Raw genomic sequence first — 23,266 nt, 5'->3', positions numbered from 1 at the left:
AGCCACTGACTGCCTCCCCGACCATGCGCGAGCTCGTCGACGACCTGCGCGCCCGGCTCGCCCGGGTGCGGCGGGGCGGGTCGGACGCCGCCCGGCAGAAGCACACCGACCGCGGCAAGCTGCTGGTCCGCGACCGCGTCGACCGGCTCCTCGACCCGGGCAGCCCGTTCCTGGAGCTCGCTCCGCTGGCTGCGCACGGGATGTACGGGAAGGACGGTGACGAGTACGCCGTCCCGTCGGCGGGTGTGGTGGCGGGGATCGGCCGGGTGTCGGGCCGCGAGTGCGTCATCGTCGCCAACGACGCCACGGTCAAGGGCGGCACCTACTACCCGATGACGGTCAAGAAGCACCTCCGCGCGCAGACCATCGCCGCGGAGAACCACCTCCCCTGCATCTACCTCGTCGACTCGGGCGGCGCGTTCCTGCCGATGCAGGACGAGGTGTTCCCCGACCGCGAGCACTTCGGGCGGATCTTCTTCAACCAGGCCAACCTGTCCGCGGCCGGGATCCCGCAGATCGCCAGCGTCATGGGCTCGTGCACCGCCGGTGGGGCGTACGTCCCGGCGATGTCGGACGAGACGGTGATCGTGCGCAACCAGGGCACGATCTTCCTCGGCGGGCCGCCGCTGGTGAAGGCCGCCACCGGCGAGGTGGTCTCGGCTGAGGACCTCGGCGGCGGCGACGTGCACGCCCGTACGTCGGGGGTGGTCGACCACCTCGCCGAGGACGACGCCCACGCGCTCGCGATCGTGCGCTCGATCGTCGACACCCTGCCCGCGGCCACCCCGGTGCGCGCGCCCGTCGCGGACGTCGAGGAGCCGCACGAGCCTCCGGAGTCGCTCTACGACGTGGTGCCGACCGACACCCGCACGCCCTACGACGTGCGCGAGGTGATCCGACGCGTCGTCGACGGCAGCCGGTTCCACGAGTTCAAGAAGCTCTACGGCGACACCCTGGTCTGCGGCTTCGCCCGGATCCACGGGCACGAGGTCGGCATCGTCGCCAACAACGGCATCCTGTTCAGCGAGTCGGCGCTCAAGGGCGCCCACTTCATCGAGCTGTGCAACCAGCGCAAGATCCCGCTGGTGTTCCTGCAGAACATCACCGGCTTCATGGTCGGGCGCGAGTACGAGAACAAGGGCATCGCCCGCGACGGCGCCAAGCTCGTCACCGCGGTCGCGTGCAGCGTCGTGCCGAAGTTCACCGTCGTCATCGGCGGCTCGTTCGGTGCCGGCAACTACGGCATGTGCGGGCGCGCGTACGACCCCCGCTTCCTCTGGATGTGGCCCAACGCCCGGATCTCCGTGATGGGCGGCGAGCAGGCCGCGTCGGTCCTCGCCACGGTCCGCACCGACCTCGAGGACGAGGCGGCGGTCGAGGCGTTCAAGGCGCCCATCCGCGAGCAGTACGAGACCCAGGGCTCGCCCTACTACGCCAGCGCGCGGCTGTGGGACGACGGGATCATCGACCCCGCCGACACGCGACGCGTGCTCGGGATGGCGCTCGCGGCCACGGCGTACACCCCGATCCCCGAACCGACCTACGGCATCTTCCGCATGTGACCGCCTCGGTCTCGACACGCTCGTCCCTCGCTGCTCGACCAGCGGCGCGGCCGCTGGTCGAGCAGGGCCGCGAGGGCCCGTGTCGACACCGAGGCTGGTGAAGCTCGAAGGAGAACCAATGAAGACGTTGCTGATCGCCAACCGCGGCGAGATCGCCCTGCGGGTCATGCGTACGGCGCGCCGCCTCGGCTGGCGCACGGTCGCGATCCACACCGACCTCGACGCGGACGCGCCCCACGTGCGGGCGGCCGACCGCACGGTCCGGGTGGGGTCCTACCTCGACATCGACGAGGTCGTCGCCGCCGCGCGCGAGTCCGGCGCCGGGTTCGTGCACCCCGGCTACGGCTTCCTGTCCGAGCGGGCGCCGTTCGCCCGGGCGCTGGCCGAGGCGGGCATCACCCTCGTCGGGCCCAGCGCCGAGGTGATGGACGCGATGGGTCGCAAGGACGCCGCCCGCGAGGTCGCCGTCGCTGCCGGGGTGCCGGTCGTGCCGTCGTACTCCCTCGACGACGACCCCGCCACCTTGGCCTACCCGGTGCTGGTCAAGGCGGCCGCCGGTGGCGGCGGGAAGGGCATGCGGGTCGTGCGGTCCGCGGCCGAGCTCCCCGAGGCGAAGGCGTCCGCGGCCCGCGAGGCGGCCAGCTCCTTCGGGGACGACACCCTGCTCATCGAGAAGTATGTCGAGTCCGGCCGGCACATCGAGGTGCAGGTCATGGGCGACGCCCACGGCAACGTGCGCCACTTCTTCGAGCGCGACTGCTCCACCCAGCGCCGGCACCAGAAGGTCCTGGAGGAGGCTCCGGCCCCGACGCTGTCGCCGGACCAGCGCGCCGCGGTCGCCCGGGCGGGCGTCGACCTGGCCCGGGAGGTGGGCTACACCAACGCCGGAACGGTCGAGTTCCTGCTCGACACCGCGACCGGCGAGTTCTACTTCCTCGAGATGAACACCCGCCTCCAGGTCGAGCACCCGGTGACCGAGGAGGTCACCCGGGTGCGCGGCGAGCGCGTCGACCTGGTCGAGCAGCAGCTGCGCGTGGCGGCGGGCGAGGCGCTGGACTTCACGCAGGACGAGGTGACGCTCGATGGCCACGCCATCGAGGCCCGCGTCTACGCCGAGGACTCGTTCAACGGCTTCCTGCCCCAGGCCGGTCGCACCTCCCTCGTGCGGTGGGGTTCTCGTGAAGGGGTGCGCGTCGACCACGCGCTCGAGGCGAACCAGGAGGTCTCCACCTCCTACGACCCCATGCTGGGCAAGGTCATCGCGTGGGGCGCCGACCGCGAGGCCGCCCGCGCGGCACTCGTCGACGCGCTGGGTGAGACCGCGATCCTCGGCATCACCACCAACACCGGCTTCCTCCGCGCGCTCGCCGCGTCGGAGGAGTTCCGCGACGCGACCATCGACACCGCCTGGCTCGACCGCCACGAGGTCCCCGCACCCGACTCCTCGCTCGCCCGGGTCCTCGGCGCGTGGACCGAGGTGCTTCTCGACACCGCCGGGGCGGGCAGCGGCCCGTGGCGCGCCGACGGCTGGCGGATGGGCGGCGACCCCGCGCCCGACACCGTGATGCTCGGCGACGACCTGGTGGTGGTCGACCGGCACCGCGGCCGGGTCACGCTCGACGGCACCACCCACGACGTACGCCTCGTGTCGGCGGCGGACCACACCGTGCACCTCCTCGTCGACGGCCGCCCCGAGCACGCGGTCCTCAACGTCCAGCGCGGCTTCGTCGACGTGGTGCACCGCGGCCAGAGATGGCTGTGGGAGCGGCCCGACCCGTTCGGCGACCACGCCGTGGCCGCCGGCGACGGCACCCTGCTCGCGCCGATGCCCGGCACCGTGCTCGCGGTCGACGTCACCGAGGGCCAGCACGTGGCCGAGGGTGAGACGCTGGGCGTGATGGAAGCGATGAAGATGGAGCTCGCGCTCAAGGCACCCTTCGCCGGCACCGTGACCTCGGTCGGGGCCGCGACGGGCGACCTGGTCAAGCTCGGCGCCCTGCTCTTCGTGGTGGAGCCGGACCCCGCTGGTTGAGCAGCGAGGTACGAGAGTGTCGAAACCAAGGAGCCAAGCAGTGAACCTTCCGATGACGGTGCCCGCCGACGGCCTCCCCGCGCACGTCACGATCTACGAGGTCGGCCCGCGCGACGGGCTGCAGAACGAGCAGGCGATCGTCCCGGTCGAGGTCAAGGCCGAGTTCGTGCGCCGCCTCGTCGCCGCCGGCCTCCCGGTCGTCGAGGCCACCAGCTTCGTGCACCCGCGGTGGGTGCCGCAGCTCGCCGACGCCGCGGAGCTGATGGCCGAGCTCGGCGAGGCGGGCCGCCACCTGCCGGTGCTGGTGCCCAACGAGCGCGGCCTCGACCGGGCGCTGGAGCTCGGCCTGGAGCACGTCGCGATCTTCGGCAGCGCGACCGAGACCTTCGCGAGCAAGAACCTCAACCGCACGTTCGACGAGCAGTTCGCGATGTTCGAGCCGACGGTCGCGCGCGCCCGGGAGGCGGGCATGGACGTGCGGGCGTACGTCTCGATGTGCTTCGGCGACCCGTGGGAGGGGGCGGTCGGGATCGAGCAGGTCGTCGCCGCCGGCACCCGCCTGCTCGACCTCGGTGCCAGCCAGCTGAGCCTGGGCGACACCATCGGCGTCGCGACCGCCGGGCACGTGAAGGCGCTCGTCGCCGCCTTCGCCGCCGCGGGCGTCGGCACCGACCGTCTCGCGATGCACTTCCACGACACCTACGGCCAGGCGCTCGCCAACACGTACGCCGCGCTGCAGGAGGGGATCACCACCTTCGACGCCAGCGCCGGCGGCCTCGGCGGCTGCCCCTACGCGAGGTCGGCGACCGGCAACCTCGCCACCGAGGACCTCGTCTGGATGCTGACCGGGCTGGGCATCGACCACGGGGTCGACCTCGACGCCGTGGTGGCGACCAGCACCTGGATGGCCGGCCACCTGGGCCGCCCGAGCCCCAGCGCCGTCGTACGCGCCCTCTCCGGGTCGGCGGGGTAGTCCAGTGACGAACGGTCGTCCCGGACGGTGTTCGGCAGCCACTTCCCACTGGACTACCCCGACTCGGGCACAATCAGCGCCATGAGCCGAGTCGTCCACCTGCACATCGGCGCCCCGAAGACCGGCACCACCTACCTCCAGGACCGGCTCCTGCTCAACAGCCCGACCCTCGCCCGGCACGGCGTGACGATCCCCAGCCGCCGCGGCGGACGGTCCGACATGTTCCACTTCCGGGCCGCGCTCGACCTCCTCGAGCAGGACTGGGGCGGTGCGCCCGGGCACGCCTCCGGGGCGTGGGACGCGATGATGCGCAAGGTCCGACGCGCCGACGGCAACGTCGTCATCAGCCACGAGATCCTCGCCGGGGCCAAGCCCGAGAAGGTCGCCAAGGCGATGAACGACCTCGCCGGCGACGAGGTCCACGTCGTCTACTCCGCGCGCGATCTCGGCCGCCAGCTGCCGGCCGCGTGGCAGGAGTCGATCAAGCAGGGACGCAAGTGGCCGTTCAAGCGCTTCCTCACCAAGGTCGAGCGCGGCCAGACCTGGTTCTTCAACGCGATGGACCTGCCCACCGTCCTCGCGCGGTGGGGCGCCAAGGTGCCCCCGGAGCGGGTCCACGTCGTCACCGTCCCGCACGACCGCGGTCCCAACGGCGACGAGCTGTGGCTGCGGTTCTGTCGCGCCTTCGGCATCGACCCCGCCTGGGCGCCGCTCGACTCCGAGCGCGACAACCGCTCGCTCGGCATCGCGGAGACCTCCCTGCTGCGCAAGCTCAACCGCCGCCTCGAGCTCGGTGTGTGGCGCGACCCGGCGTACGACGCCCTCATCCGCGAGCTGCTCGCCCAGCAGGTGCTCGTCTCCCGCAAGGCCGTGCCGGTGCGGCTGCCACCCGACCGCTACGAGTTCGCCGAGCAGCAGGCCGCCCTCTGGATCGACTGGATCAAGGGCTCCGGTGTCGACGTCATCGGCGACGTGGAGGACCTGCGACCACGCCGTCCCGCCGAGGGCGAGGAGTGGAAGGACCCTGACCGCGTCCGCGCCAAGCTCGAGCTCGGGGCCGCGCTCGACGCGCTCACCGTGATGACCCAGGAGGCGGCCAACCGCGCGTCGGCCGAGTCCGTCAGTGGCCGGCTGCGCGACACCGCGCGCCGGCTGCGCGACCGGTGACCGGCAGGGCGCACGGCTGGGTCGCCCACCTCCGCGCAGGTGGCACGACCCCGTGGCGGGTCTGGACCGCCGAGGCCGAGCCGGCGACGCGAGCGGTGCCCGGTGCCCAGCAGCTCGAGCTGCTCCGCCGGATCAACTCGGCCGCAGCGGCGCCGATCCCGACGGCGCTCGTCGACCGGGTGCTGACCGCCCCGGCCGCCGGCCGCGGCAAGGCCGACCTGCCGCTCGCCGGGCTGCCCGCCCCGTCGTACGGACCGCGGCCGGTCGACCCCTCCACGATCGACCCGCGCGAGCTCCTGCGGGTGGCGAGCGTCCTGCTCGCCGACGACCTCGTCGACCTCGGGCCCGACCCCGTGCGGACGAGCTGGGCGCGCCCGTGGCGACGACGGTTCCGGCTGGTCGGCGACCCGCTCGTCACCGCCGCCGCCCGTGAGCACCTGCTCGCCCGCGGCCGCCCAGAGGGCGGTCCGCGACCGTTCGTCGTCGCCGTCGGTGCCCCGCTCGACGACCTCCTCGCCCACACCTGGACGCAGCGTTGCTTCGAGCACGGCAGCAGGCCGTGGGGCGACTGGCTGCGGTTCTGGCGCGAGCGCGACCAGCTCCCGGCGCGCGTCGACCTCGTCGACTCCGTACGCCGCTGGGGCGGGCGTCGCCCGTTCGTGCGGGTCGTCACCGACCTCGACCTGCTGCCGGGCCAGGTCGGCGTACGCCGCCTGCCGGACGTGCGGACGCCGGGCGCCGACCAGGCCGAGCTGGCGCGCCGGATCGCCGCGGTGGTCGGGCTGCGGGCCCCGGCCGCCGAGCGCCCGGCGCTGATGCGGACGCTGCAGCGTCGGATCCCCGACACCGGTGTCGCGCCCGTCGGGGTGCCGGTCGGTGAGCAGGAGTGGGTCGCTGCCTCCGCAGCCCGGCTTGGCCGGCAGGTGTCGCGCGCTGGCTACCCTGTCGTCGGCGACCTCGCCGATCTCGGGCCCCGCGCCGCGCGGGACGCAGCGGCGGGGGCTGACGACCAGCAGGTGCTGGACCTGGCGATCACGATGATCGTCGACCCGACCTGGCGCACGCCGGGCGGCACGACCGAAGGGCAGGTGGAGCGGTGAGCAGGCGGGTGCTGCTGCACGTGGGCTGCCCGAAGACCGGCACGTCCTACCTCCAGGACGTCCTCTTCCGCAACCAGTCCGTGCTGCGCGAGCACGACATCCTCTACCCGGCGGACCGCTTCGACGCCCACTTCCTGGCCGCGCTCGACCTGATGACGCTGCCCTGGGGCGGCATCGAGACCGAGGCCGTCGGGGCGTGGGACCGGCTCGCCGCGCAGGTGCGCGACTGGCACGGTACGGCGATCGTCAGCCACGAGATCTTCGCCCGCGCGACCCCCACCCAGGTCGAGCGTGCGCTCGCCTCCCTGGGCGACACCGAGGTGCACCTCGTGCTGTCGGCGCGCGACCTCGTGCGCCAGATCCCGGCCGAGTGGCAGGAGAACGTCAAGCACCGCAGCCACATCACCTACGGCCGGTTCCTGCGCACCATCCGCGACCCCGAGCGGGACTCGCGCATCGGGTCGTGGTTCTGGGCGGTCCAGGAGGTCCCCGACATCCTCGAGCGGTGGGGGTCCTCCCTCCCGCCCGAGCACGTGCACCTGGTCACGCTGCCGCCGTCCGGGTCAGACCGGGGCGAGCTGTGGCGCCGGTTCTCGCGGACCTTCGGCCTCGACGACCTGCCGCTCGACCTGACCGCAGAGCGGGAGAACCCGTCGCTCGGCGTGCCTGAGACGGCGCTGCTGCGCACGGTCAACGAGCGCGTCACCTCGATCATCGCGCCCCCCGACTACCGACCGCTCGTGCGCGAGACCCTCGCCCACCAGACCCTCTCGCGCGGCGTGGCCTCGGCCCGGCTGGGCCTCGCGCCCGACGACCACGCCTGGGCGCGCGCGTTGTCCCAGGGCTGGATCGACGTGCTCGCCGAGCGCGGCTACGACGTGGTCGGCTCGCTCGACGACCTCCTCGGCCCCGACCAGGGCCCCTTCGCCGACCCCGACGCGGTGGGCGCCGAGGAGCTGCTGCCGCCCGCGCTCGACGCGATCAGCGCCCTGCTGGTCGAGGCCGCGCGGCTGCGTGGGGTGGAGGAGCGGCTGCACGAGGAGCTGCGGGAGGCGCGCGAGGAGCGGGACCGGGCCCGCCTCACCCCGGCGTACCGGGCGAGGCGCAAGGTCGTCACCACGCTCGAGAACAGCCCCGCCGGACGCGGCACCCTCGACGCCTACCGGCGTGTGCGGGGCCGCAGCCGGGGCTGAGACCAGCCCTGACCGGGCGGGAGACCGTCAGCGCCGGCGTGGCAGCAGCTCGCGGTCGGCGTACCTCCCGACCTTCCACGTCGCGAAGCCGTCGGCGCCCATGCCGACGACGCCGCCGATGATCGGCACCCGGCGGCCGACGGTGGTCGCGAGCCGCTTGCCCACGACCCGGGTCAAGATGTCGGAGGCGACGACGGCAGAGATGGTGCCGTCGATCGACGGGTCGTGCACGGGCGCGGTCGCCAGCGCCATCGGGGTCGCGGGGAGCTTCTTCTTCCTCACCATCTCGGTGACGTGCTCCTCGCCGAGGAGCAGCGCGAGGATCGCGTTGCGGACGCGGGGATCGGTCAGGTCGTGACCGCGCAGGTGTGCGATGCCGGCCACCATCCGGCACTGGATGACCGCGAGGCCCGTCACGTTGGCCGGGATCGCGACCGCCATCGTCACCAGGCCGCCGACGTTGGTGGCGAAGCCCTGGGCGCCGGCGATGCGCACGTTGTTCTCGATGACCTCGTGGATCGCCCGCTCGACGTTGCCGCGCTGCTCGCGCAGCTGCTTGTCGGCGGCCACGGCCGCAGGCGCCAGCGGTCCGATGCCGTCGATCGCGCGGTTGAGCGCCTCGCGGACGAACCCCGCGCTCAGCCCCGGGGTGAGCTCCTGGATCTTCGGCGCGAGCTGGCGCCCGACGGTCTGCTTCAAGCCCATGCCCCGATCGTACGTTCCGGTGTCGCACCGCAGCGCACGTGAGCCGAGGCCAGCGGGCGCACGTCGACGGATAGACGACGCCCCGGCGTGAAAGGTTGTTCGCTACCGTGCGAATCGTGCCCATCGCCCCCGCTCCGACGCCGTGGGCCTTCCCCCCGCCCTCGACGTGGGACCCCGACGACGACCTGGTCGCCCTCGGCGCGGACCTCGAGCCGGGCACCCTCGTCACGGCGTACGCCCAGGGGCTCTTCCCGATGCCGGTGACGCTGGACGTCGAGGAGCACCTCGGCTGGTTCTCCCCCGTGGAGCGGGGCGTCCTGCCGCTCGACGGACTCCGCGTCTCGCGGTCGCTGCGCCGCTCGGTGCGCGACTTCGAGATCCGCGTCGACACCGCGTTCGACGAGGTCATGGCGGCGTGCGGCAGCCCCGACCGGCCCGACGGCTGGATCACCCAGCCGTTCCGCCGGGCCTACGGGCGCCTGCACCGGCTCGGCTGGGCGCACTCGGTCGAGGCGTGGCGCGACGGCCGGCTGGCCGGCGGGCTGTACGGCGTCGCCGTCGGCGGGCTGTTCGCCGGGGAGTCGATGTTCCACCGTGAGCGTGACGCCTCCAAGGTCGCCCTCGTCGCCCTCGTCGACCTGCTCCGCGACGAGCACGCACGCCACCGTGTGCTCGACGTGCAGTGGCAGACCCCGCACCTGGCCTCGCTCGGAGTCGTACGCCGCCCGCGCGCGGACTACCTCGAGTGCCTGCGGCGCTGCCTGGACACGCCGATCCCCGACGTGTTCCGGCTCGACCTCTGACGGACTGTACGACTCACCGACCGGGCCAAATCCACGGTCCGCGATCAGGGAAGCGGACCGGGCCGTACGATCGACGCAGCGGCCGGCGAGAGGGAGGGTGCGGCATGGCGATCACGCGCGAGGGCAGGATCTGCTCCTTCTGCGGCGAGCCCGGGGGCCCCGGGACGGACCTGCCGTTGATCGGCGGCCTGGGTGCGCAGGTGTGCGCGCGCTGCATCGACGACTTCCACGAGACGATCCACGACGAGGAGCTCCTCGCGGCCGCCCGCAGCACGTTGCCGTGGGACTCGATGACCGACGCCGAGGTGCTCGCCACCTTGCCGATGATCATGTCCTCCGCCGAGCAGACCACCGCCTTCGCCCACGAGTGGGTCGACATGCTTCGCACCCGCCGGGTGTCGTGGGCGGAGATCGGTCGCGCGCTCGGGGTGTCGCGACAGGCCGCGTGGGAGAGATTCGCCCGCAAATCGGGCGACAAGGGCGCCACTGCGTGAGACGATCTGCGACGTCAGGGTAGTCTTGACGCTGCGAGGTGTCGGTCGGGCTGCACGGGGGTGAGTCCGACCGACACCTCTGCCACGTCCCGGCCCGGGCCCCGAGGCGGCTACTTCAGCAGCTTCGACATCCGACGGTCGGCGAGCGGTTTCCCGCCGGTCTGGCAGGTCGCGCAGTACTGCAGGCTCGAGTCCGCGAAGGACACCTCGCGCACCACGTCGCCGCACACCGGGCACGCCTGGCCGGTGCGGCCGTGGACGGCGAGGTTGCTCTTCTTCTCGCCCTTGAGCTCGCTGGCGGCGAGACCGCTCGATCGCTCGACGGCGTCGCCGAGCGTGCGGCGGATGGCGTCGTACAACGTCTGCAGGTCCTCGTCGTCGAGGCTGCTGGCCGGCTTGAACGGCGACATCCGCGCGGCGTGCAGGATCTCGTCGGAGTAGGCGTTGCCGATGCCGGCGATGATCGACTGCATCCGCATCACGCCCTTGATCTGCTTGCGCCCCTCGGCCTCGAGGATCCGGCGCAGCGCGTCGATCGTGAAGTCGTCGGAGAGCGGGTCGGGGCCGAGCCGCGCGACGCCCTCCACCTGCTGCGGGTCGCGCACGACGTAGATCGCCAGGCCCTTCTTGGTGCCCGCCTCCGTGATGTCGAGCCCGGGCTGCGCCTCGAGGTCGGGGTCGTCGATCACGATGCGCGCCGCGAGCGGGTTCTTGGGGTTCGGTCGCGCCGGCGTGGCGGGCACCTCGTCGCGCCACCTGATCCACCCGGCCCGGGCGAGGTGGATGACCACGTGCACACCGCTGGCGTCGATGTCGAGGAACTTGCCGTGGCGGGTGACGTCGTCGACGAGCGTGCCGTGCAGGGCCTGGAGCGGCGGGTCGAAGGTCTTGAGCGCGCTGAACGCGGTCAGGTCGACGCGGCTGATCGCGCGGCCAACGAGGCGGCCGCGCAGGTCCTGGACGAGGGCTTCGACCTCGGGCAGCTCGGGCACGGTGCCGAGTCTAGGCTCGGCCCTTGCTTGGCACCGCCGTGTGGGCCGGGTCACAATGGCTCATGGTCCAGCCGCGCACCCTTCCTCGCACCGGGGCGGTCTTCCTCGACCCCCGCGGCGACGACCGGTCGCTGCGCGTGACCTGGCACCAGGAGTCGCAGCTCGTCGTCCTGTCGTTGTGGCGCGACAACGTCTGCGCCGGCACCTTCCGGCTCTCCGCCGACGAGGTCCCGGACCTCATCGCGCTCCTGCGCCGAGGCCTCGACGAGGCGTACGACGCCGCGCGCGAGCGGGTCGCGCGGGTCGAGCGGCCCAGCGAGGTCGGCTGACTCGCCGAGGCGGGAACCACCGGTTACCCGGTGGTTCCTGAGGTTCTGACCCGCTGCAACGGGTGACAACCCGAGGAATCACCGGGTAGCCGGTGGTTGCGACTCGCCCACTATCCGTCAATCTAGCGACCGCCCTAGATTCCCCGATACGTTCTGATCGTGGACCCGATCCGGAACCCGTACGCCCCCGGCGCGGGCCAGCGCCCGCCCGAGCTCGCCGGTCGTGACGAGCAGCTCGCCGCGTTCGAGGTCGTCCTCGAGCGGGTGGCCAAGGGACGCCCGGAGCGCAGCCTGGTGCTGACGGGGCTGCGCGGCGTCGGCAAGACGGTCCTGCTCAACGCGCTGCGCGGCACCGCCGTACGCAAGGGCTGGGGCACCGGCAAGCTCGAGGCGCGGCCGGGCCAGGGGCTGCGCCGACCGCTGAGCAGCGCGCTGCACCAGGCCGTACGCGAGCTCGGCCACCGTGACGAGGACTCGGTCGACCACGTCCTCGGCGTGATCAAGTCCTTCGCCCATCGTGACGCCGGTGCGGGGGCCAGGCTCAAGGACCAGTGGAGCCCCGGCATCGACGTCCCAGTGGTCCGCGGCCGCGCAGACTCCGGTGACATCGAGATCGATCTCGTCGAGCTCTTCACCGACCTCGGCGGGCTCGCCGCTGACGTCGGCAAGGGAGTCGGCATCTTCATCGACGAGATGCAGGACCTCGGCGCCGACGACGTCTCGGCGCTGTGTGCGGCCTGCCACGAGCTCAGCCAGTCCGGCCTGCCCGTGATCGTCGTCGGGGCCGGCCTGCCGCACCTGCCCGCCGTGCTGAGCGCCAGCAAGTCCTACAGCGAGCGGCTCTTCCGCTACCAGCGCATCGACCGGCTCGCCCGCGAGGCCGCCGATCGTGCGCTCGAGGCGCCCGCCGCGGACGAGGACGCGGCCTACGAGCCCGACGCCCTCGCCGCGATGTACGACGCCACCGGCGGCTACCCCTACTTCATCCAGGCCTACGGCAAGGCCGTGTGGGACCTCGCCCCCCGGTCTCCCATCACCGCCGCCGACGTCGCGGTCGCGGCTCCGGAGGCGGAGTCGGAGCTGGCCGTCGGGTTCTTCGGCTCGCGCTACGAGCGCGCGACCCCGGGTGAGCGCGACTACCTGATGGCGATGGCCGACGTCGCGGTCGCCCAGGCCGAGGCGGGCAGCGACATCGATGGCGACGCCGTGCTCAGCTCCGACGTCGCGGCCGCGCTCGGCAAGAAGCCGCAGTCCCTCTCACCCGCCCGCGACTCACTCCTCAAGAAGGGCCTCGTCTACTCCGGGGAGCGGGGTCGGATCGCCTTCACGGTCCCCCACTTCGGGCGCTACCTCCGCGAGCGCGGGTAGCGCCTCGGGCGGTGGCCCACCCACATTCGGCCGCACGAGAATGTGGCTCAGCCACCGCTCGGGCAGCACAGCTCGGCCGAGCGCTCAGGCGGGCGGCGTACGGAGCTCCCGCGGCAGCTCCTCCAGCAGCCGCAGCCACAGCTCGGCGGCGGTCGGGTAGGACGCCACGGCGTGTCGCAGCACGTGGACCGGCACGCCCCCGGTGATCGCGACGGTCGCCGCGTGGAGCAGCTCGCCGGCCTCGACGCCGACGAACGTCGCGCCGAGCAGCAGGCGCGACCGGGCGTCGACGACCAGCTGGGCGTCACCGACGACGTGGTCGCGGAGCAGCCCGGTGCCGGCGGCCGAGGAGGTGGGCACCCGGGTGACCACGACGTCGTGGCCGGCCTCGCGGGCCTCGGCCTCGGTCAGCCCGACGCTCGCGACCTCGGGGTCGGTGAAGACGACCTGCGGCACCGGCGCCTCGCGGTCGGGCTCCCATGCGACCTCGCCGGCGGACGCGGCGGCGATGCGCGCGCCGACGACCCGCCCTTGGTGCTTGCCCCAGTGGGTCAGCGGTGGACCGCCGCTGGCGTCGCCGACCACGTGCAGCCACTCGGGCAGGCGACCGGAGGTGACGTCCTCGGCGGTCAGGTCCACCGAGGAGAGACCGAGGTCGTCGAGCCGCGGCTCGCGGCCGATCGCGAGGAGCACCTCGTCGGCCTCGAGGTCGCCGTGCGACGTCGCCAGCGTGACCGTGCCGCCGTGGATGCGACCGGTGCCGGTCGCGCCGGGGGAGTCCCGGCGTACGGACTCCACCGACGTGCCGAGCCGCACGGTGACCCCGCGCTCGCGCAGGCTCGCCAGGACGGCCTCGCCGGCGAACGGCTCCGTGCGGGAGAGCAGCCGATGGCCCCGCACCACCAGGGTCACCGTCGAGCCCAGCGCGGCCATCCACGTCGCCGCCTCGCAGGCGACGACGCCGCCGCCGACGACGACCAGGCGCTCGGGCACCTCGACCACGCCGGTCGCGTCCCGCGAGTCCCAGGGGAGTGCGTCTGCGTACGTCTCCGGCACGCGCGCGGCACTGCCCGTCGCGATCACCACGGCCCGGCGGGCCCGGACCAGCCGGTCGCCGTCGGCGGACGCGACCCGTACGGTGCGCTCGCCCGCGAGGCGGCCGGTGCCGCGCAGCACGGTCAGCCCCGCGCCCTCGGCCCAGTCCTGCTGCCCGGAGTCGTCGTAGTGCGACACCCAGGCGTCGCGGCGCTCGAGCAGCGCCTTCGCGGCGACGTGCGCCGTCGAGACCCCGGGGAGGTCGGCCGTCAGTCCGGCGACGGAGACCGGGCGCAGCAGCGCCTTGCTCGGGATGCACGCCCAGTAGCTGCACTCGCCGCCGAGCAGCTCGCCCTCGACGATCGCGGCGGTCATCGCCCGGCCGTCCACCACGGTGCCCTCGACGGCGTACTGGGCGGCGTTCTCCCCAGCCGGGCCCCCGCCGACGACGACGACGTCGTACTCCAGCTCGTCCATGCCCGCGAGACTACGACCCGCGGCCGATGGTGAGGTCGCTTGCGCCTTCACCTAGACTGATCACCGAGGGGAGTACCCCACCAACGCTCGTCGGCCACTACGGCGCCTCAGCAGGCGCCCCGGCGAGCGGCCGTCTGTCAGGGCGGCGGGGGAGACCTCAGGACATCCATCCTGAGGAGACCCATGTCGTCCATCGCGTCCCCCACCCTGTGGTTCATCACCATCGGCGTGGTGCTCGCCCTGCTCGTCGTCGACTTCGCCGCCACGCGTCGCCCCCACGAGGTCTCGATGAAGGAGGCCATCGCCTGGTCGGCCTTCTACGTCGCCCTGCCGCTGGCCTTCGGCCTGTACGTGTGGAGCGCCCACGGCGGCGACCGCGGGCTCGAGTACTACACCGGCTACCTCGTCGAGAAGACGTTGAGCGTGGACAACCTGTTCGTGTTCATGCTGCTGCTCGCGGCGTTCGCCGTGCCCGAGGTGCTCAAGCAGCGGGTGCTGCTCTACGGCATCGTCGGAGCGCTGGTGCTGCGCGGCATCTTCATCGCGCTCGGCGCCGCCGCGCTGTCCCGCTTCGACTGGGTGTTCCTGGTCTTCGGCGCGATCCTCGTCCTCACGGGCATCAAGCTGCTGCGCGACGCGATCAGTGGCCACGACCACGAGGTCGACGTGGCGCAGCTGCGGGTCGTGAAGGTGCTGCGGCGCTTCATGCCGGTCAGCGACGACTACGAGGGCACGAGGCTCACCGTCGTGCAGCAGGGCACCCGCGCCCTGACCCCGTTCGCGCTGGTCACCGTCGCCGTGCTCGCCACCGACGTCGTCTTCGCCGTCGACTCGGTGCCCGCGGTCTACGGCATCACCGGCGACCCCTACCTGGTCTTCGTGACCAACGCGTTCGCGCTGCTCGGCCTCCGCGCCCTCTACTTCGTGCTCGAGGGCGCGCTCGGTGCCCTGGCGCACCTGAGCTACGGCCTGGCAGCGATCCTGGGCTTCATCGGCGTCAAGCTGGTCCTGCACTGGGCGCACCTGGTGTGGCCGTCGGTGCCCGACGTGCCGACCCTCACCTCGCTCTTCGTGATCCTCGGCATCCTCGCCACGACGATCACCACGAGCCTGTACGCCAACCGGCGCGCGAAGGCCGCAGATCCGGACGACGACAAGGTCGCCGTCCCCTGACCGGCTGCTCGGGACGTCCCGCCGGTCTGGACCGCACCCGCGCGTGTCGACCGCCACGTGCCCACCTGGCCCACGGGGCGCCCACGGCCCGGTAACAAACGATCCCCGCGACCACCCGGCGACCTAGGCTCCATATCACTGGAATCCGTACGCGCGTGGGAGCGACACGGCGGAATCAACGGCCCTGTGGGGGGTGGCACGATGCTTCGAAATGTGCTCGGTCCAACAGATGACGTCCTGACCCATCGCTGCATCCTCCTCATCTGTCCGGTCTGCACCGATCTCGACCGCACGATCTCCGGCACGGCCATCGCGGACACGGAGGTGCCGATGTTCGCCCGCCTGCGTGGGACCGTCGGACTGCCCCTCGACAACGCCACGTGGTGGCCCGACGGGGTCCCGCGGACCGAGTTCGCGCCGCCGACGGTGGACCTGCTCGAGCGCACGCTTCGCGCCCTGCGCGCCCTGCCCGTCGCGCCGATCGCCGGCTGACCGGCCGTCTCGACCCCGTTCCTCAGGGCGGTCGAGGGTCAGTCGACGGTCAGCATCGTCGCCCCGAGGCCGATCATCATCGTGCCGCCGGAGGCGCTGAGGGTGTCGAGCCGCTCCGGCCGGCGGGCGAACCACTGGCGCGCCGTGCCGGCGGCGAGCGCCCAGGCCGTGTCGGAGGCGACGGCCATCGCGCCGAATACCAGGCCGAGCAGCATGGTCTGCAGCGCGACCGGGCCGCCGGGGTCGGTGAACTGCGGAAGGAACGCCACGAAGAACACGATGGTCTTGGGGTTGGTCGCGCCCACGGTGAAGCCGATCCGGACCGGGTGCCCACGGCGTACCGGCACCGACGCCGCCATCGCCAGGCGCGCGTCGCTGCGGTGCCGGATGGCCTGCACGCCGAGCCAGATGACGTACGCCGCCCCGACCACCTTGACCGCGGTGTACGCCGTGGCGCTGGCCGCGACGACCGCGCCGAGCCCGACGGCGACGAGGGCCGCCTGGACGACCAGGCCCAGACTGTTGCCGACCACCGACAGCAGGGCCTCGCGGCGACCGACGGTCAGCGCGCGGCCGATGGTGAAGAGCAGGCTTGGTCCGGGGACCTGGATGAAGAGGATGGAGGCGACGAGGAACGTCACCCACTGGCTCGACGACGGCATGGCCCCAGTGTGGGACCACGCCGCCGTCGGTGTCGCGGTGTTTCGAGGAGCGTCAGCAGCCGCAGGTGTAGTAGGTGATGTCCCAGTGGCTGCTCTCGCGCGCGTAGATGTTGCCCGAGGCCGCGCGGTACATCGTGGCGCCGTCGGCTCGCACGCCGTAGTACGCGTAGCGGCTGCTGATGTAGTTGGACACGCAGGTCGTCGGCCGGACGTCGACCTTGTAGCCGTTCCAGTGGCTGTAGGTGCCGGAGGTGTGGCCGATCTCGGTGCCGCCGGTGATGGTGAGCGCGCAGCCGCTGACCGACCTGAACGTCTTGATGCCGCTGACCGACTCCTGGTTGATCTGCTCGTAGGAGGTGCAGGTCGAGGTGTAGCGGTCGGTGCAGCCGCCCGTCGAGACGCGGGTGATCCCGACCGCGGTGAGCTGGCTGCTGGCCTGGGCGTCGGTCAGCTTGGTGACCGCGTGCGAGGCTCGCAGCTCCCACCACCCGACCTGATCCCTCCCTCGGGGTCAACCCGCGTGGTGCGCGGGAGGCGTACTGGCTGCCCGGGTTCCTCGCCAGCCCTGGCTGACCGGGCTCTGGCACATCCGGTCCAGAGGGAGCACGCTGGTGCGATGACAGCAGGCATCGACCCCGGCGTCGCCCCGTCCGGCCCGGGCTGCGTGGAGTGCGAGGAGGCCGGCGGCTGGTGGGTGCACCTGCGTCGTTGCGCGCAGTGCGGCCATGTCGGGTGCTGCGACTCCAGCCCGTCGCAGCACGCGACCGCGCACTTCAGCTCCACCGGGCACCCGGTGGTGCAGAGCTTCGAGCCCGGCGAGGACTGGTTCTGGGACTTCAGCCGCTCCGTCGGTGTGGTCGGGCCGCGGCTCGCCGACCCCCAGAGCCGCCCGGAGGACCAGCCCGTCCCCGGGCCGGCCGGCCGGGTGCCGGACGACTGGCGCGACCACGTCCACTGAGCTCGACAAGGCCGGCTCGGGTGCTACGCGCCCGAGCGGGCGGCGAGTCGCGGGTGGAGAGCGGTGCGTGAGGCGTGGGTGGGGTTGTGCTGTGCACGTGCCTCACGCACCGCTCCTCTGGCGTGCCGTGGGGACACGCGGGGCTCGGGCCGATGTGGGTCAGCAGCCGAGCGCGTCGAAGGTGAAGCCGGAGAGGAAGATGGCCTGGTTGCCGGTCCCTCGGGCGTTCCAGTAGGTGAGCGTGATGTCCTGGACGGCGCCGGCATAGGTCACGGCGATGTTGCCGGCGCTGTCGCCGTTGTCCGAGGCCACGGTGCTGTTGTTGTACATGCGCCACGGCCCTTCGCCGGCGTTGTTCTCCGAACCGGCGACGCCCGTGCCGATCACGTAGACGTTCCCGCCGCCCCGTGGGGTGGCGGTGAAGGTGCGGTTGCCGGTGAGCTCGACGCGGTCCCAGAAGTCGGCCGACTGGTTGCCGCCGGCTGCGTTGTTGGCGTCGATGTCGGTGATGGTGAAGCGCAGGCCGGTCACCGGCCGGTCGAACTGGATGCGGACCACCTGACGGCTCGCGTTGCGGCCGGCCACGATCCCCTGGTGCTGCAGCAGCAGGCCGGTCCCGCCGGTCGCGCCGACGTTGGGGTAGTTGTTGGCCTGGACGGTCAGGTTGCCCGACGTCCGGCTGTCGATGCCGACCTGCGTGCTGGTGAAGGTGGCGATGACCGGGGACGAACCGGCCGGCCCCGGGATGGTGGCGGTCCCGGTCTTGGTCAGCGTCGACCCCGAGCCCGTCGTGGTCGTCGCGTACGTGACGGTCCGCCAGGTCAGCGTGTAGGGGTAGGTCGTGCTGCCGCAGGACGCGGCGTACGCCGGGACGGCCGTGCTCGCCGCGACGACCGGGACGGTCCAGGCGGCGGAGCGCACGACGTTGCGGCGCGACGGCATGTTCGACGACACGGTGGTGCTCATGACTGTCCTCTTCTCCCGCGCAGCACCCCGGCGTGTCCCCACACGCACACGATCGGGTGCCGTTCTCCCGGCAGGCTACGCACGTCGCTGCGCCGCGTGGGTCGAATGGGAGGGACGGGGACGGATCGTGGTCGAAATCCGACTTTCGTAGCCCTCCGGTCCAGACCACTCACGAGATCTGGGCAGGCGCGAGGACCTCCCGCCGACGCACCTGTGGACGTGCCATGCTCAGCGCATGCGTCGTACGCCGCGCATCCGCCGCCGCCCCCAGCGTCCCACCCGGCCGCAGGTGGTCGCCCACCGCGGGAGCAGCCACGAGACGGCCGAGCACACGCTCGCGGCCTACGTGAAGGCCCTCGACGAGGGTGCCGACGCACTCGAGTGCGACGTCCGGCTGACGGCCGACGGACACCTGGTGTGCGTCCACGACCGGGACCTCCGGCGTACGGCCGCCACCCCGGGGCTGGTGTCGACGATGAACCTCGCCGAGCTCGACGAGCTCGACTTCGCCTCGTGGAAGAACCCATGGTCCGAGCTCGACGACGAGGCGCCCGACCGCGATCCCGAGCACGGCAAGGTGCTCACGCTGCGCAAGCTGCTGGAGACGGCCGCCGACTACGACCGGCACGTCGAGCTGGCCATCGAGACCAAGCACCCCACCCGCTACGGCGGGCTGGTCGAGCGGCGGCTCGTGGAGACGCTGGGCGACTTCGGGTGGGACGGCGCCGGGTCGCCGGTCCGGGTGATGAGCTTCTCGCTCAACGCGGTCAACCGGGTCCGCCGGCTGGCGCCCGACCTCGACGTGGTGATGCTGGTGGACAAGGCGCACCACTGGCCCGTCCTGCGGCCCGTCGTCGGGGACGACTGGATCATCGGACCCGGCATCGACGAGCTGCGTGCCCACCCGGGCCTCGGCCGGCACCTGGTGAAGGCCGGCCGCGAGATCCACGTGTGGACCGTCAACACCGCCGAGGACCTCCAGATCTGCCTCGACCTCGGGGTCACCGCGGTCATCAGCGACCGGCCGGCCCACATGCTGGAGCTGCTGGGCCGATAGCGCATCGCTGGTTTCGACGCGCCTGACGCGTCCTCGCAGGCTCGGACGCGGGCTCGCTCAACCCCCTCACCCACGCCGGGCACTCGTTCCTCGTGCCGGACTAGGGTTCGGGCATGGCCAAGAAGTCCCGCACCCGCACCCAGTCCGCCCCAGCCGCCGGCGAGGTCGGACCCCGTCAGCCCTGCCCGTGCGGCTCGGGGAAGCGCTACAAGGCGTGCCACGGCGCGGCCGGCGGCGCCGCGCCGTCCTTCGTCGCCCGCCCGTTCGAGGGGATGCCGAGCGAGTGCGACGTGATCGCCCTGCGTGAGCTGGTGCCCGCGGCGACGGCCCCGCTGACGCTGAAGGACGGCGGGCGCACCGTACGCCTCGCGACGCTCCTGCCCGGCGCAGCGCCGGCGATGGTGCGCGAGTCGGGCGACGTCTGGCTCGGCCTCCAGGTCCAGCACTCCTACGGCAACCCCGCCCGCGACCTCGGCGCCGTCCTCGAGGCGGCGCTCGCCACCGAGGAGCCCGGCATCGTAGGTCTGATGTCGGCGCCCGGTGAGGGCCCCAGCCTCCAGGACCTGATCACCGACACGACCCTCGACATCACCGTCCACGACGGCTTCGAGTACTGGATCGACGACATCCCCGAGCGCGACGCGAGCATGGAGGCCGCGCTCGAGCAGGCCAACGGCGGCGTGATGCCGACCAGCCGGCTCGCCTCGGTCGAGGCGGCGTACTGGACCGACGTCGGCACCAAGGAGCACCTGCGCTGGGTCATGCCCCACCCCGAGGACCAGCTGCTCGACGCCCTCGCCCGCCTGCACGCCGCCGGGCAGGACTCGGTCGCCGAGGGCTCGCGCTTCGTCGGGATGTTCCGTGCCCACGGCCTGCTGGCGCCGGTGTGGGACCTCCCGCTCGGCACGGGCGCCGAGGTCCTCGAGGAACCGGCGGCGCGGTTCGCCGCCGACCTCGAGGAGGCGATGGAGGGCGGCGACCTGACCGCCGCCGAGCGGTCGGCTCGGGCAGGACTCGCCAATCGTCAGGTGACGATTCGGTAAGACTCGCTCCACCACGCGCCCACCGTCCGCCCACGGGGCGAACACAACCGGGCCAACGGTTGTGCGGGCGCTCACGAGCGGAGTAGATTCGCTCCTGCCCGGTCGTTGTTGTTTCCCCCGTCAACAACGACCGGGCTCCTGCATTTCCGCGGGCGCCCGTGGTCATCGTGGACCCTCACGGTCGCGGCACCTGCTGCTCCTCGACGGAGCCGGGGACGGGCTGCCCGTCGATGACGAGCTCGGAGGTGTAGGAGTCCATCCCCTTCGGGATCTCGAACGGGGCGTACCCGGCCCCGTCGACCGTGTGGACGCGCAGGTCCTCGGTGAAGTCGCCTGAGGTGATGCGCACCGTGTCCACGTCGGGGTGAACGGCGTAGACCCACACGAACGAGTCACCCACCTCGACGCCCGAGTCGGTGAACAGGGACGGGTCCTCGAGGAACCGCGAGACGTCGTTGACGGAGCCGCACGCCTGCTCGACCACCTCGCCGTACTCGTAGCCGGACGTGTTCCACTCGCTGCCGAGCAGGTTCTCGTCCTCCTCCACCAACTCCACGCCTGTGACGGGGTTGCCGCACGCGTCGGTCCGGTCGGACTCGACGAGCAGGTAGCGGCTGCCGTCCACGCTCCCGGTCGCCACGATCCGGTCCGGGTCGATCGTGTCGACGTACTCCGGTCCCTCCTGGACGAGAGCACCAGCGGCGAGCGCCGCCGGCACGGCGATCGCACCCACGCCGAGCGCGAGGCGCCACCTGCGGCGTCGCCCGGCGGGGACCGCCTGCCGGTCCGAGGCGACGAAGTGCTCCACCGCGAGGGTGCCGGCCACGACACCGAGGTCGCGACGGAGCCGGGTCTCCACGTCTCGCGGGTCCCGTGTACGGCGGTCTGCTGTGGTGTTCATGCGAGTGCCTTTCGGAGCTTGGCCAGTGCGCGGCGGTGGTCGGAGCGCACCGTTGGCGCAGGACGGCCGAGGATGGCGGCGACCTCGTTCAGGGGCAGGTCCTCGTAGTAGTGCAGGACCACGACGGCGCGCTGGACCCATGACAGCCCCCGCACGTGCTCCCACGTCTCGTCGACCTCTGGAGGAAGGACGACCGGGGGCCGCTCGACCGGCTTCGCCGCCAGCCGCAGGCGGCGGCGCTGGCCGTCCTTGACGGCGTTGACCACCGCCCGCTTCAGGTAGGGGAGCGGCGTGTCGATCTGGTCCCACCGCGGGTGCACGGAGGTGAACACCGACTGCACGACGTCCTCGCTGACCTCCACCGAGCCCGACACGAGGTAGGCCAGCCGCAGGAGCGCAAGCCGGTGCTCGCGGTAGGCATCCTCGAAGTCCACGCCCGGACCCTGCTCCTCGATCGTCGTCACACCCCTCAGTCGTCGCAGACAGGTGCAGCGTTGCACCTGCCGTCGAACGGCCGGCGACCGAGGGGGACAGACCTAGGAGTGGATGCCCGACTTGTCGTGCGCGTCCGGCGGGCGGCCGGTGTTGACCGGCTTCGTCCGGCCGCAGTAGAGACAGGTGTGGTGGTCTCCACCGACGTCACCCACGGGCGGCTCCCAGCTGTGCAGCCCGACCGCGCACCCGATGGTTCGCAACATGCTCATGACGGCGCTCCTGAAGACGATGAGCACCAGTGTGCTCCTCGTCCGGCGGGGGCGACAAGGAGGTGCTGGACGAGTCAGCCGGCCTCGTGCCGGGCTCGCACACGCCACGCCTCGAGGTGCGTGAAGCCCTTCGCGGAGACCCGGCGCACGCGTCGCCAGCGCCAGGGCGAGCCCTCCTCGCCCTCCTCGTCCTCCTCGTTCGACGCCAGGGCGGCGTGCACCCCCGCATCGACGAGCACGCTGCCGGGACGGGCGGCCGAGGTCAGCCGCGAGGCGGCGTTGACGGTCGAGCCGAAGACGTCACCGAGCCGGCGTACGACCGCGCCGTGCGCGACCCCGGCCCGCACCGCCGGGAACGGGTCGTCCTCGTCGGCACCGCGGGCGGTCAGCGCCAGCGCGACCTCGACGGCGGCGGCCGGGTCGGCGACGGTGAAGAGCACCTCGTCGCCGATGGTCTTGATGACCTGACCGCCGCGGTCGACGACGAGCGTCGTGGTGTCCTGCTCGAAGCCGTCGACCCACGCCACCAGCTCGGCGCCGTCGAGGCTGCGGCTCTGCGTGGTGTAGCCGACGATGTCGACGAAGCACACCGACAGCTGCGCCTCGCCGGAGGTGAGGGAGCCGGCGTCCCCGAGCAGGTGCTGGGTCGCGCTGGCGAGGTGCCGTCGCCAGACGTACGCCTGGAGCGCCTCCACGCGCGGGAGCACGTCGGTCGCGAGGTCGGTGAGTCCCTCCCCGGGGTCGCCGGCCTCCACGGCCACGCCGGCGAGCAGCGTGGTCTGCCACTCGGCGAGCCGGGCGAAGCTGCGTCCCCAGGTGCGCACGAGCGCCGCCTGCGACTCCGGGGACAGGATGCCGATCCGGACCAGCTCGGCCGACAGGCGCAGCGCCTCGACGTCGCTCTCGGTGAAGGCCACGTCGTCGTCGGCGTGGTGCGGGAAGCCGAGCTGGTGCCACAGCGTGACGGCGAGCTCCAGCGGCACGCCGGCCCGCTCGGCCACCTCGACCCGCGTCAGGGTCGGCTCCTGCCCGAGCAGGTACGCCTCCATCGCCGCCGCGACCCCGGCCGGGACGTCCAAG

The 23,266-nt window shown here is 72.6% G+C and carries 25 protein-coding genes; 15 read left to right on the top strand and 10 right to left on the bottom strand.

Going from position 1 to position 23,266, the window contains the following annotated elements:
• Positions 1-23: 23 nt before the first annotated feature.
• The 6 genes from EXE59_RS03575 (at position 24) to EXE59_RS03550 (ending at position 8,027) form a co-directional block, all read left to right on the top strand.
• On the top strand, positions 24-1,562 hold the full coding sequence (locus tag EXE59_RS03575; protein ID WP_135841096.1) for a carboxyl transferase domain-containing protein: 1,539 nt from the start codon (positions 24-26) through the stop codon (positions 1,560-1,562).
• A 118-nt stretch (positions 1,563-1,680) separates the two neighbouring features.
• Complete coding sequence (locus EXE59_RS03570) at positions 1,681-3,594, top strand: ATP-binding protein (protein WP_135837666.1); 1,914 nt, start codon at positions 1,681-1,683, stop codon at positions 3,592-3,594.
• Positions 3,595-3,634: 40 nt separating this feature from the next.
• Complete coding sequence (locus tag EXE59_RS03565) at positions 3,635-4,567, top strand: hydroxymethylglutaryl-CoA lyase (RefSeq protein WP_246056470.1); 933 nt, start codon at positions 3,635-3,637, stop codon at positions 4,565-4,567.
• A gap of 81 nt (positions 4,568-4,648) precedes the next feature.
• Positions 4,649-5,734: a hypothetical protein gene (locus EXE59_RS03560; protein WP_135837665.1), complete on the top strand. Its 1,086-nt coding sequence runs from the start codon at positions 4,649-4,651 to the stop codon at positions 5,732-5,734.
• The gene (locus EXE59_RS03555; protein ID WP_135837664.1) at positions 5,731-6,834 is read left to right on the top strand and encodes a hypothetical protein; all 1,104 of its coding nucleotides are present in this window, start codon (positions 5,731-5,733) and stop codon (positions 6,832-6,834) included. The genes EXE59_RS03560 and EXE59_RS03555 overlap by 4 nt, the downstream gene beginning before the upstream one ends.
• Entirely contained in the window at positions 6,831-8,027 is a 1,197-nt protein-coding gene (locus EXE59_RS03550) for a hypothetical protein (RefSeq protein ID WP_135837663.1), read from the top strand. Before EXE59_RS03555 ends, EXE59_RS03550 begins: the two co-directional genes overlap by 4 nt.
• Before the next feature lie 27 nt (positions 8,028-8,054).
• On the opposite strand, the gene EXE59_RS03545 is transcribed toward EXE59_RS03550, so the two are convergent.
• On the bottom strand, positions 8,055-8,732 hold the full coding sequence (locus EXE59_RS03545) for an EcsC family protein (RefSeq protein ID WP_135837662.1): 678 nt from the start codon (positions 8,730-8,732) through the stop codon (positions 8,055-8,057).
• A 116-nt stretch (positions 8,733-8,848) separates the two neighbouring features.
• On the opposite strand from EXE59_RS03545, the gene aat reads away from it, so the two are divergent.
• Positions 8,849-9,535, top strand: coding sequence for a leucyl/phenylalanyl-tRNA--protein transferase (gene aat / locus EXE59_RS03540; protein WP_135837661.1), 687 nt, complete (start codon positions 8,849-8,851; stop codon positions 9,533-9,535).
• 104 nt (positions 9,536-9,639) lie between these two features.
• The gene (locus tag EXE59_RS03535) at positions 9,640-10,029 is read left to right on the top strand and encodes a hypothetical protein (RefSeq protein WP_135837660.1); all 390 of its coding nucleotides are present in this window, start codon (positions 9,640-9,642) and stop codon (positions 10,027-10,029) included.
• A 110-nt stretch (positions 10,030-10,139) separates the two neighbouring features.
• On the opposite strand, the gene EXE59_RS03530 is transcribed toward EXE59_RS03535, so the two are convergent.
• Positions 10,140-11,021 carry an Fpg/Nei family DNA glycosylase gene (locus EXE59_RS03530; protein WP_135837659.1) on the bottom strand — a complete coding sequence of 294 codons (882 nt, stop codon included), beginning with the start codon at positions 11,019-11,021 and terminating at the stop codon, positions 10,140-10,142.
• A gap of 62 nt (positions 11,022-11,083) precedes the next feature.
• On the opposite strand from EXE59_RS03530, the gene EXE59_RS03525 reads away from it, so the two are divergent.
• Together EXE59_RS03525 and EXE59_RS03520 are read left to right on the top strand one after the other, a co-directional pair.
• The gene (locus EXE59_RS03525) at positions 11,084-11,350 is read left to right on the top strand and encodes a hypothetical protein (RefSeq protein WP_135837658.1); all 267 of its coding nucleotides are present in this window, start codon (positions 11,084-11,086) and stop codon (positions 11,348-11,350) included.
• 159 nt (positions 11,351-11,509) lie between these two features.
• A complete protein-coding gene (locus tag EXE59_RS03520) occupies positions 11,510-12,718 on the top strand; it encodes an ATP-binding protein (RefSeq protein ID WP_135837657.1) in 1,209 nt (402 codons plus the stop codon).
• An 84-nt stretch (positions 12,719-12,802) separates the two neighbouring features.
• Here EXE59_RS03520 and EXE59_RS03515 read toward each other — a convergent pair whose 3' ends face one another.
• Entirely contained in the window at positions 12,803-14,230 is a 1,428-nt protein-coding gene (locus tag EXE59_RS03515) for a dihydrolipoyl dehydrogenase family protein (protein WP_135837656.1), read from the bottom strand.
• A 183-nt stretch (positions 14,231-14,413) separates the two neighbouring features.
• On the opposite strand from EXE59_RS03515, the gene EXE59_RS03510 reads away from it, so the two are divergent.
• Both EXE59_RS03510 and EXE59_RS03505 read left to right on the top strand, forming a co-directional pair.
• Positions 14,414-15,403: a TerC family protein gene (locus EXE59_RS03510; protein WP_135837655.1), complete on the top strand. Its 990-nt coding sequence runs from the start codon at positions 14,414-14,416 to the stop codon at positions 15,401-15,403.
• Between the two features lie 213 nt (positions 15,404-15,616).
• Positions 15,617-15,895, top strand: coding sequence for a hypothetical protein (locus EXE59_RS03505; protein WP_135837654.1), 279 nt, complete (start codon positions 15,617-15,619; stop codon positions 15,893-15,895).
• A gap of 38 nt (positions 15,896-15,933) precedes the next feature.
• On the opposite strand, the gene EXE59_RS03500 is transcribed toward EXE59_RS03505, so the two are convergent.
• Both EXE59_RS03500 and EXE59_RS24090 read right to left on the bottom strand, forming a co-directional pair.
• The gene (locus EXE59_RS03500) at positions 15,934-16,557 is read right to left on the bottom strand and encodes a LysE family translocator (RefSeq protein WP_135837653.1); all 624 of its coding nucleotides are present in this window, start codon (positions 16,555-16,557) and stop codon (positions 15,934-15,936) included.
• Positions 16,558-16,609: 52 nt separating this feature from the next.
• A complete protein-coding gene (locus EXE59_RS24090; RefSeq protein WP_210428880.1) occupies positions 16,610-16,750 on the bottom strand; it encodes a hypothetical protein in 141 nt (46 codons plus the stop codon).
• Positions 16,751-17,173: 423 nt separating this feature from the next.
• Here EXE59_RS24090 and EXE59_RS03490 point away from each other — a divergent pair, with 423 nt between their 5' ends.
• On the top strand, positions 17,174-17,515 hold the full coding sequence (locus EXE59_RS03490) for a UBP-type zinc finger domain-containing protein (RefSeq protein WP_135837651.1): 342 nt from the start codon (positions 17,174-17,176) through the stop codon (positions 17,513-17,515).
• A 159-nt stretch (positions 17,516-17,674) separates the two neighbouring features.
• Here EXE59_RS03490 and EXE59_RS03485 read toward each other — a convergent pair whose 3' ends face one another.
• Positions 17,675-18,481, bottom strand: coding sequence for a hypothetical protein (locus tag EXE59_RS03485; RefSeq protein ID WP_135837650.1), 807 nt, complete (start codon positions 18,479-18,481; stop codon positions 17,675-17,677).
• A gap of 235 nt (positions 18,482-18,716) precedes the next feature.
• Here EXE59_RS03485 and EXE59_RS03480 point away from each other — a divergent pair, with 235 nt between their 5' ends.
• Both EXE59_RS03480 and EXE59_RS03475 read left to right on the top strand, forming a co-directional pair.
• The gene (locus tag EXE59_RS03480; RefSeq protein ID WP_135837649.1) at positions 18,717-19,538 is read left to right on the top strand and encodes a glycerophosphodiester phosphodiesterase family protein; all 822 of its coding nucleotides are present in this window, start codon (positions 18,717-18,719) and stop codon (positions 19,536-19,538) included.
• Positions 19,539-19,651: 113 nt separating this feature from the next.
• Positions 19,652-20,581 carry a DUF5926 family protein gene (locus EXE59_RS03475; RefSeq protein ID WP_135837648.1) on the top strand — a complete coding sequence of 310 codons (930 nt, stop codon included), beginning with the start codon at positions 19,652-19,654 and terminating at the stop codon, positions 20,579-20,581.
• 175 nt (positions 20,582-20,756) lie between these two features.
• Here the strand turns inward: EXE59_RS03475 and EXE59_RS03470 are convergent, their stop codons facing one another.
• From EXE59_RS03470 to EXE59_RS03460, 4 genes are all read right to left on the bottom strand, one after another.
• Positions 20,757-21,482 (bottom strand): hypothetical protein, encoded by a 726-nt coding sequence (locus EXE59_RS03470; RefSeq protein WP_135837647.1) that lies wholly within the window; start codon positions 21,480-21,482, stop codon positions 20,757-20,759.
• Entirely contained in the window at positions 21,479-21,916 is a 438-nt protein-coding gene (locus tag EXE59_RS03465; RefSeq protein WP_168218398.1) for a sigma-70 family RNA polymerase sigma factor, read from the bottom strand. Before EXE59_RS03465 ends, EXE59_RS03470 begins: the two co-directional genes overlap by 4 nt.
• A gap of 102 nt (positions 21,917-22,018) precedes the next feature.
• Positions 22,019-22,186, bottom strand: a complete 168-nt coding sequence (locus EXE59_RS23630) for a hypothetical protein (RefSeq protein WP_168218397.1) — start codon at positions 22,184-22,186, stop codon at positions 22,019-22,021.
• Positions 22,187-22,260: 74 nt separating this feature from the next.
• Positions 22,261-23,265, bottom strand: a complete 1,005-nt coding sequence (locus tag EXE59_RS03460; protein ID WP_246056468.1) for an adenylate/guanylate cyclase domain-containing protein — start codon at positions 23,263-23,265, stop codon at positions 22,261-22,263.
• Between the last annotated feature and the right edge of the window lies 1 nt (position 23,266).

The organism is Nocardioides eburneiflavus (assembly GCF_004785795.1).
GTDB lineage: Bacteria > Actinomycetota > Actinomycetes > Propionibacteriales > Nocardioidaceae > Nocardioides > Nocardioides eburneiflavus.
The sequence above is the reverse complement of the archived record's forward strand: the minus strand, read 5'-3'. Positions and strand labels throughout refer to the sequence as shown.

Excerpts from the sequence above, each read along its gene's own strand:
- EXE59_RS03575 (WP_135841096.1), top strand. The coding sequence starts at position 24 with ATGCGCGAGCTCGTCGACGACCTGCGCGCCCGGCTCGCCCGGGTGCGG.
- EXE59_RS03570 (WP_135837666.1), top strand. The coding sequence starts at position 1,681 with ATGAAGACGTTGCTGATCGCCAACCGCGGCGAGATCGCCCTGCGGGTC.
- EXE59_RS03560 (WP_135837665.1), top strand. The coding sequence starts at position 4,649 with ATGAGCCGAGTCGTCCACCTGCACATCGGCGCCCCGAAGACCGGCACC.
- EXE59_RS03545 (WP_135837662.1), bottom strand. The coding sequence starts at position 8,732 with ATGGGCTTGAAGCAGACCGTCGGGCGCCAGCTCGCGCCGAAGATCCAG.
- EXE59_RS03535 (WP_135837660.1), top strand. The coding sequence starts at position 9,640 with ATGGCGATCACGCGCGAGGGCAGGATCTGCTCCTTCTGCGGCGAGCCC.
- EXE59_RS03525 (WP_135837658.1), top strand. The coding sequence starts at position 11,084 with ATGGTCCAGCCGCGCACCCTTCCTCGCACCGGGGCGGTCTTCCTCGAC.
- EXE59_RS03515 (WP_135837656.1), bottom strand. The coding sequence starts at position 14,230 with ATGGACGAGCTGGAGTACGACGTCGTCGTCGTCGGCGGGGGCCCGGCT.
- EXE59_RS03510 (WP_135837655.1), top strand. The coding sequence starts at position 14,414 with ATGTCGTCCATCGCGTCCCCCACCCTGTGGTTCATCACCATCGGCGTG.
- EXE59_RS03500 (WP_135837653.1), bottom strand. The coding sequence starts at position 16,557 with ATGCCGTCGTCGAGCCAGTGGGTGACGTTCCTCGTCGCCTCCATCCTC.
- EXE59_RS03490 (WP_135837651.1), top strand. The coding sequence starts at position 17,174 with ATGACAGCAGGCATCGACCCCGGCGTCGCCCCGTCCGGCCCGGGCTGC.
- EXE59_RS03485 (WP_135837650.1), bottom strand. The coding sequence starts at position 18,481 with ATGAGCACCACCGTGTCGTCGAACATGCCGTCGCGCCGCAACGTCGTG.
- EXE59_RS03480 (WP_135837649.1), top strand. The coding sequence starts at position 18,717 with ATGCGTCGTACGCCGCGCATCCGCCGCCGCCCCCAGCGTCCCACCCGG.
- EXE59_RS03475 (WP_135837648.1), top strand. The coding sequence starts at position 19,652 with ATGGCCAAGAAGTCCCGCACCCGCACCCAGTCCGCCCCAGCCGCCGGC.
- EXE59_RS03470 (WP_135837647.1), bottom strand. The coding sequence starts at position 21,482 with ATGAACACCACAGCAGACCGCCGTACACGGGACCCGCGAGACGTGGAG.
- EXE59_RS23630 (WP_168218397.1), bottom strand. The coding sequence starts at position 22,186 with ATGAGCATGTTGCGAACCATCGGGTGCGCGGTCGGGCTGCACAGCTGG.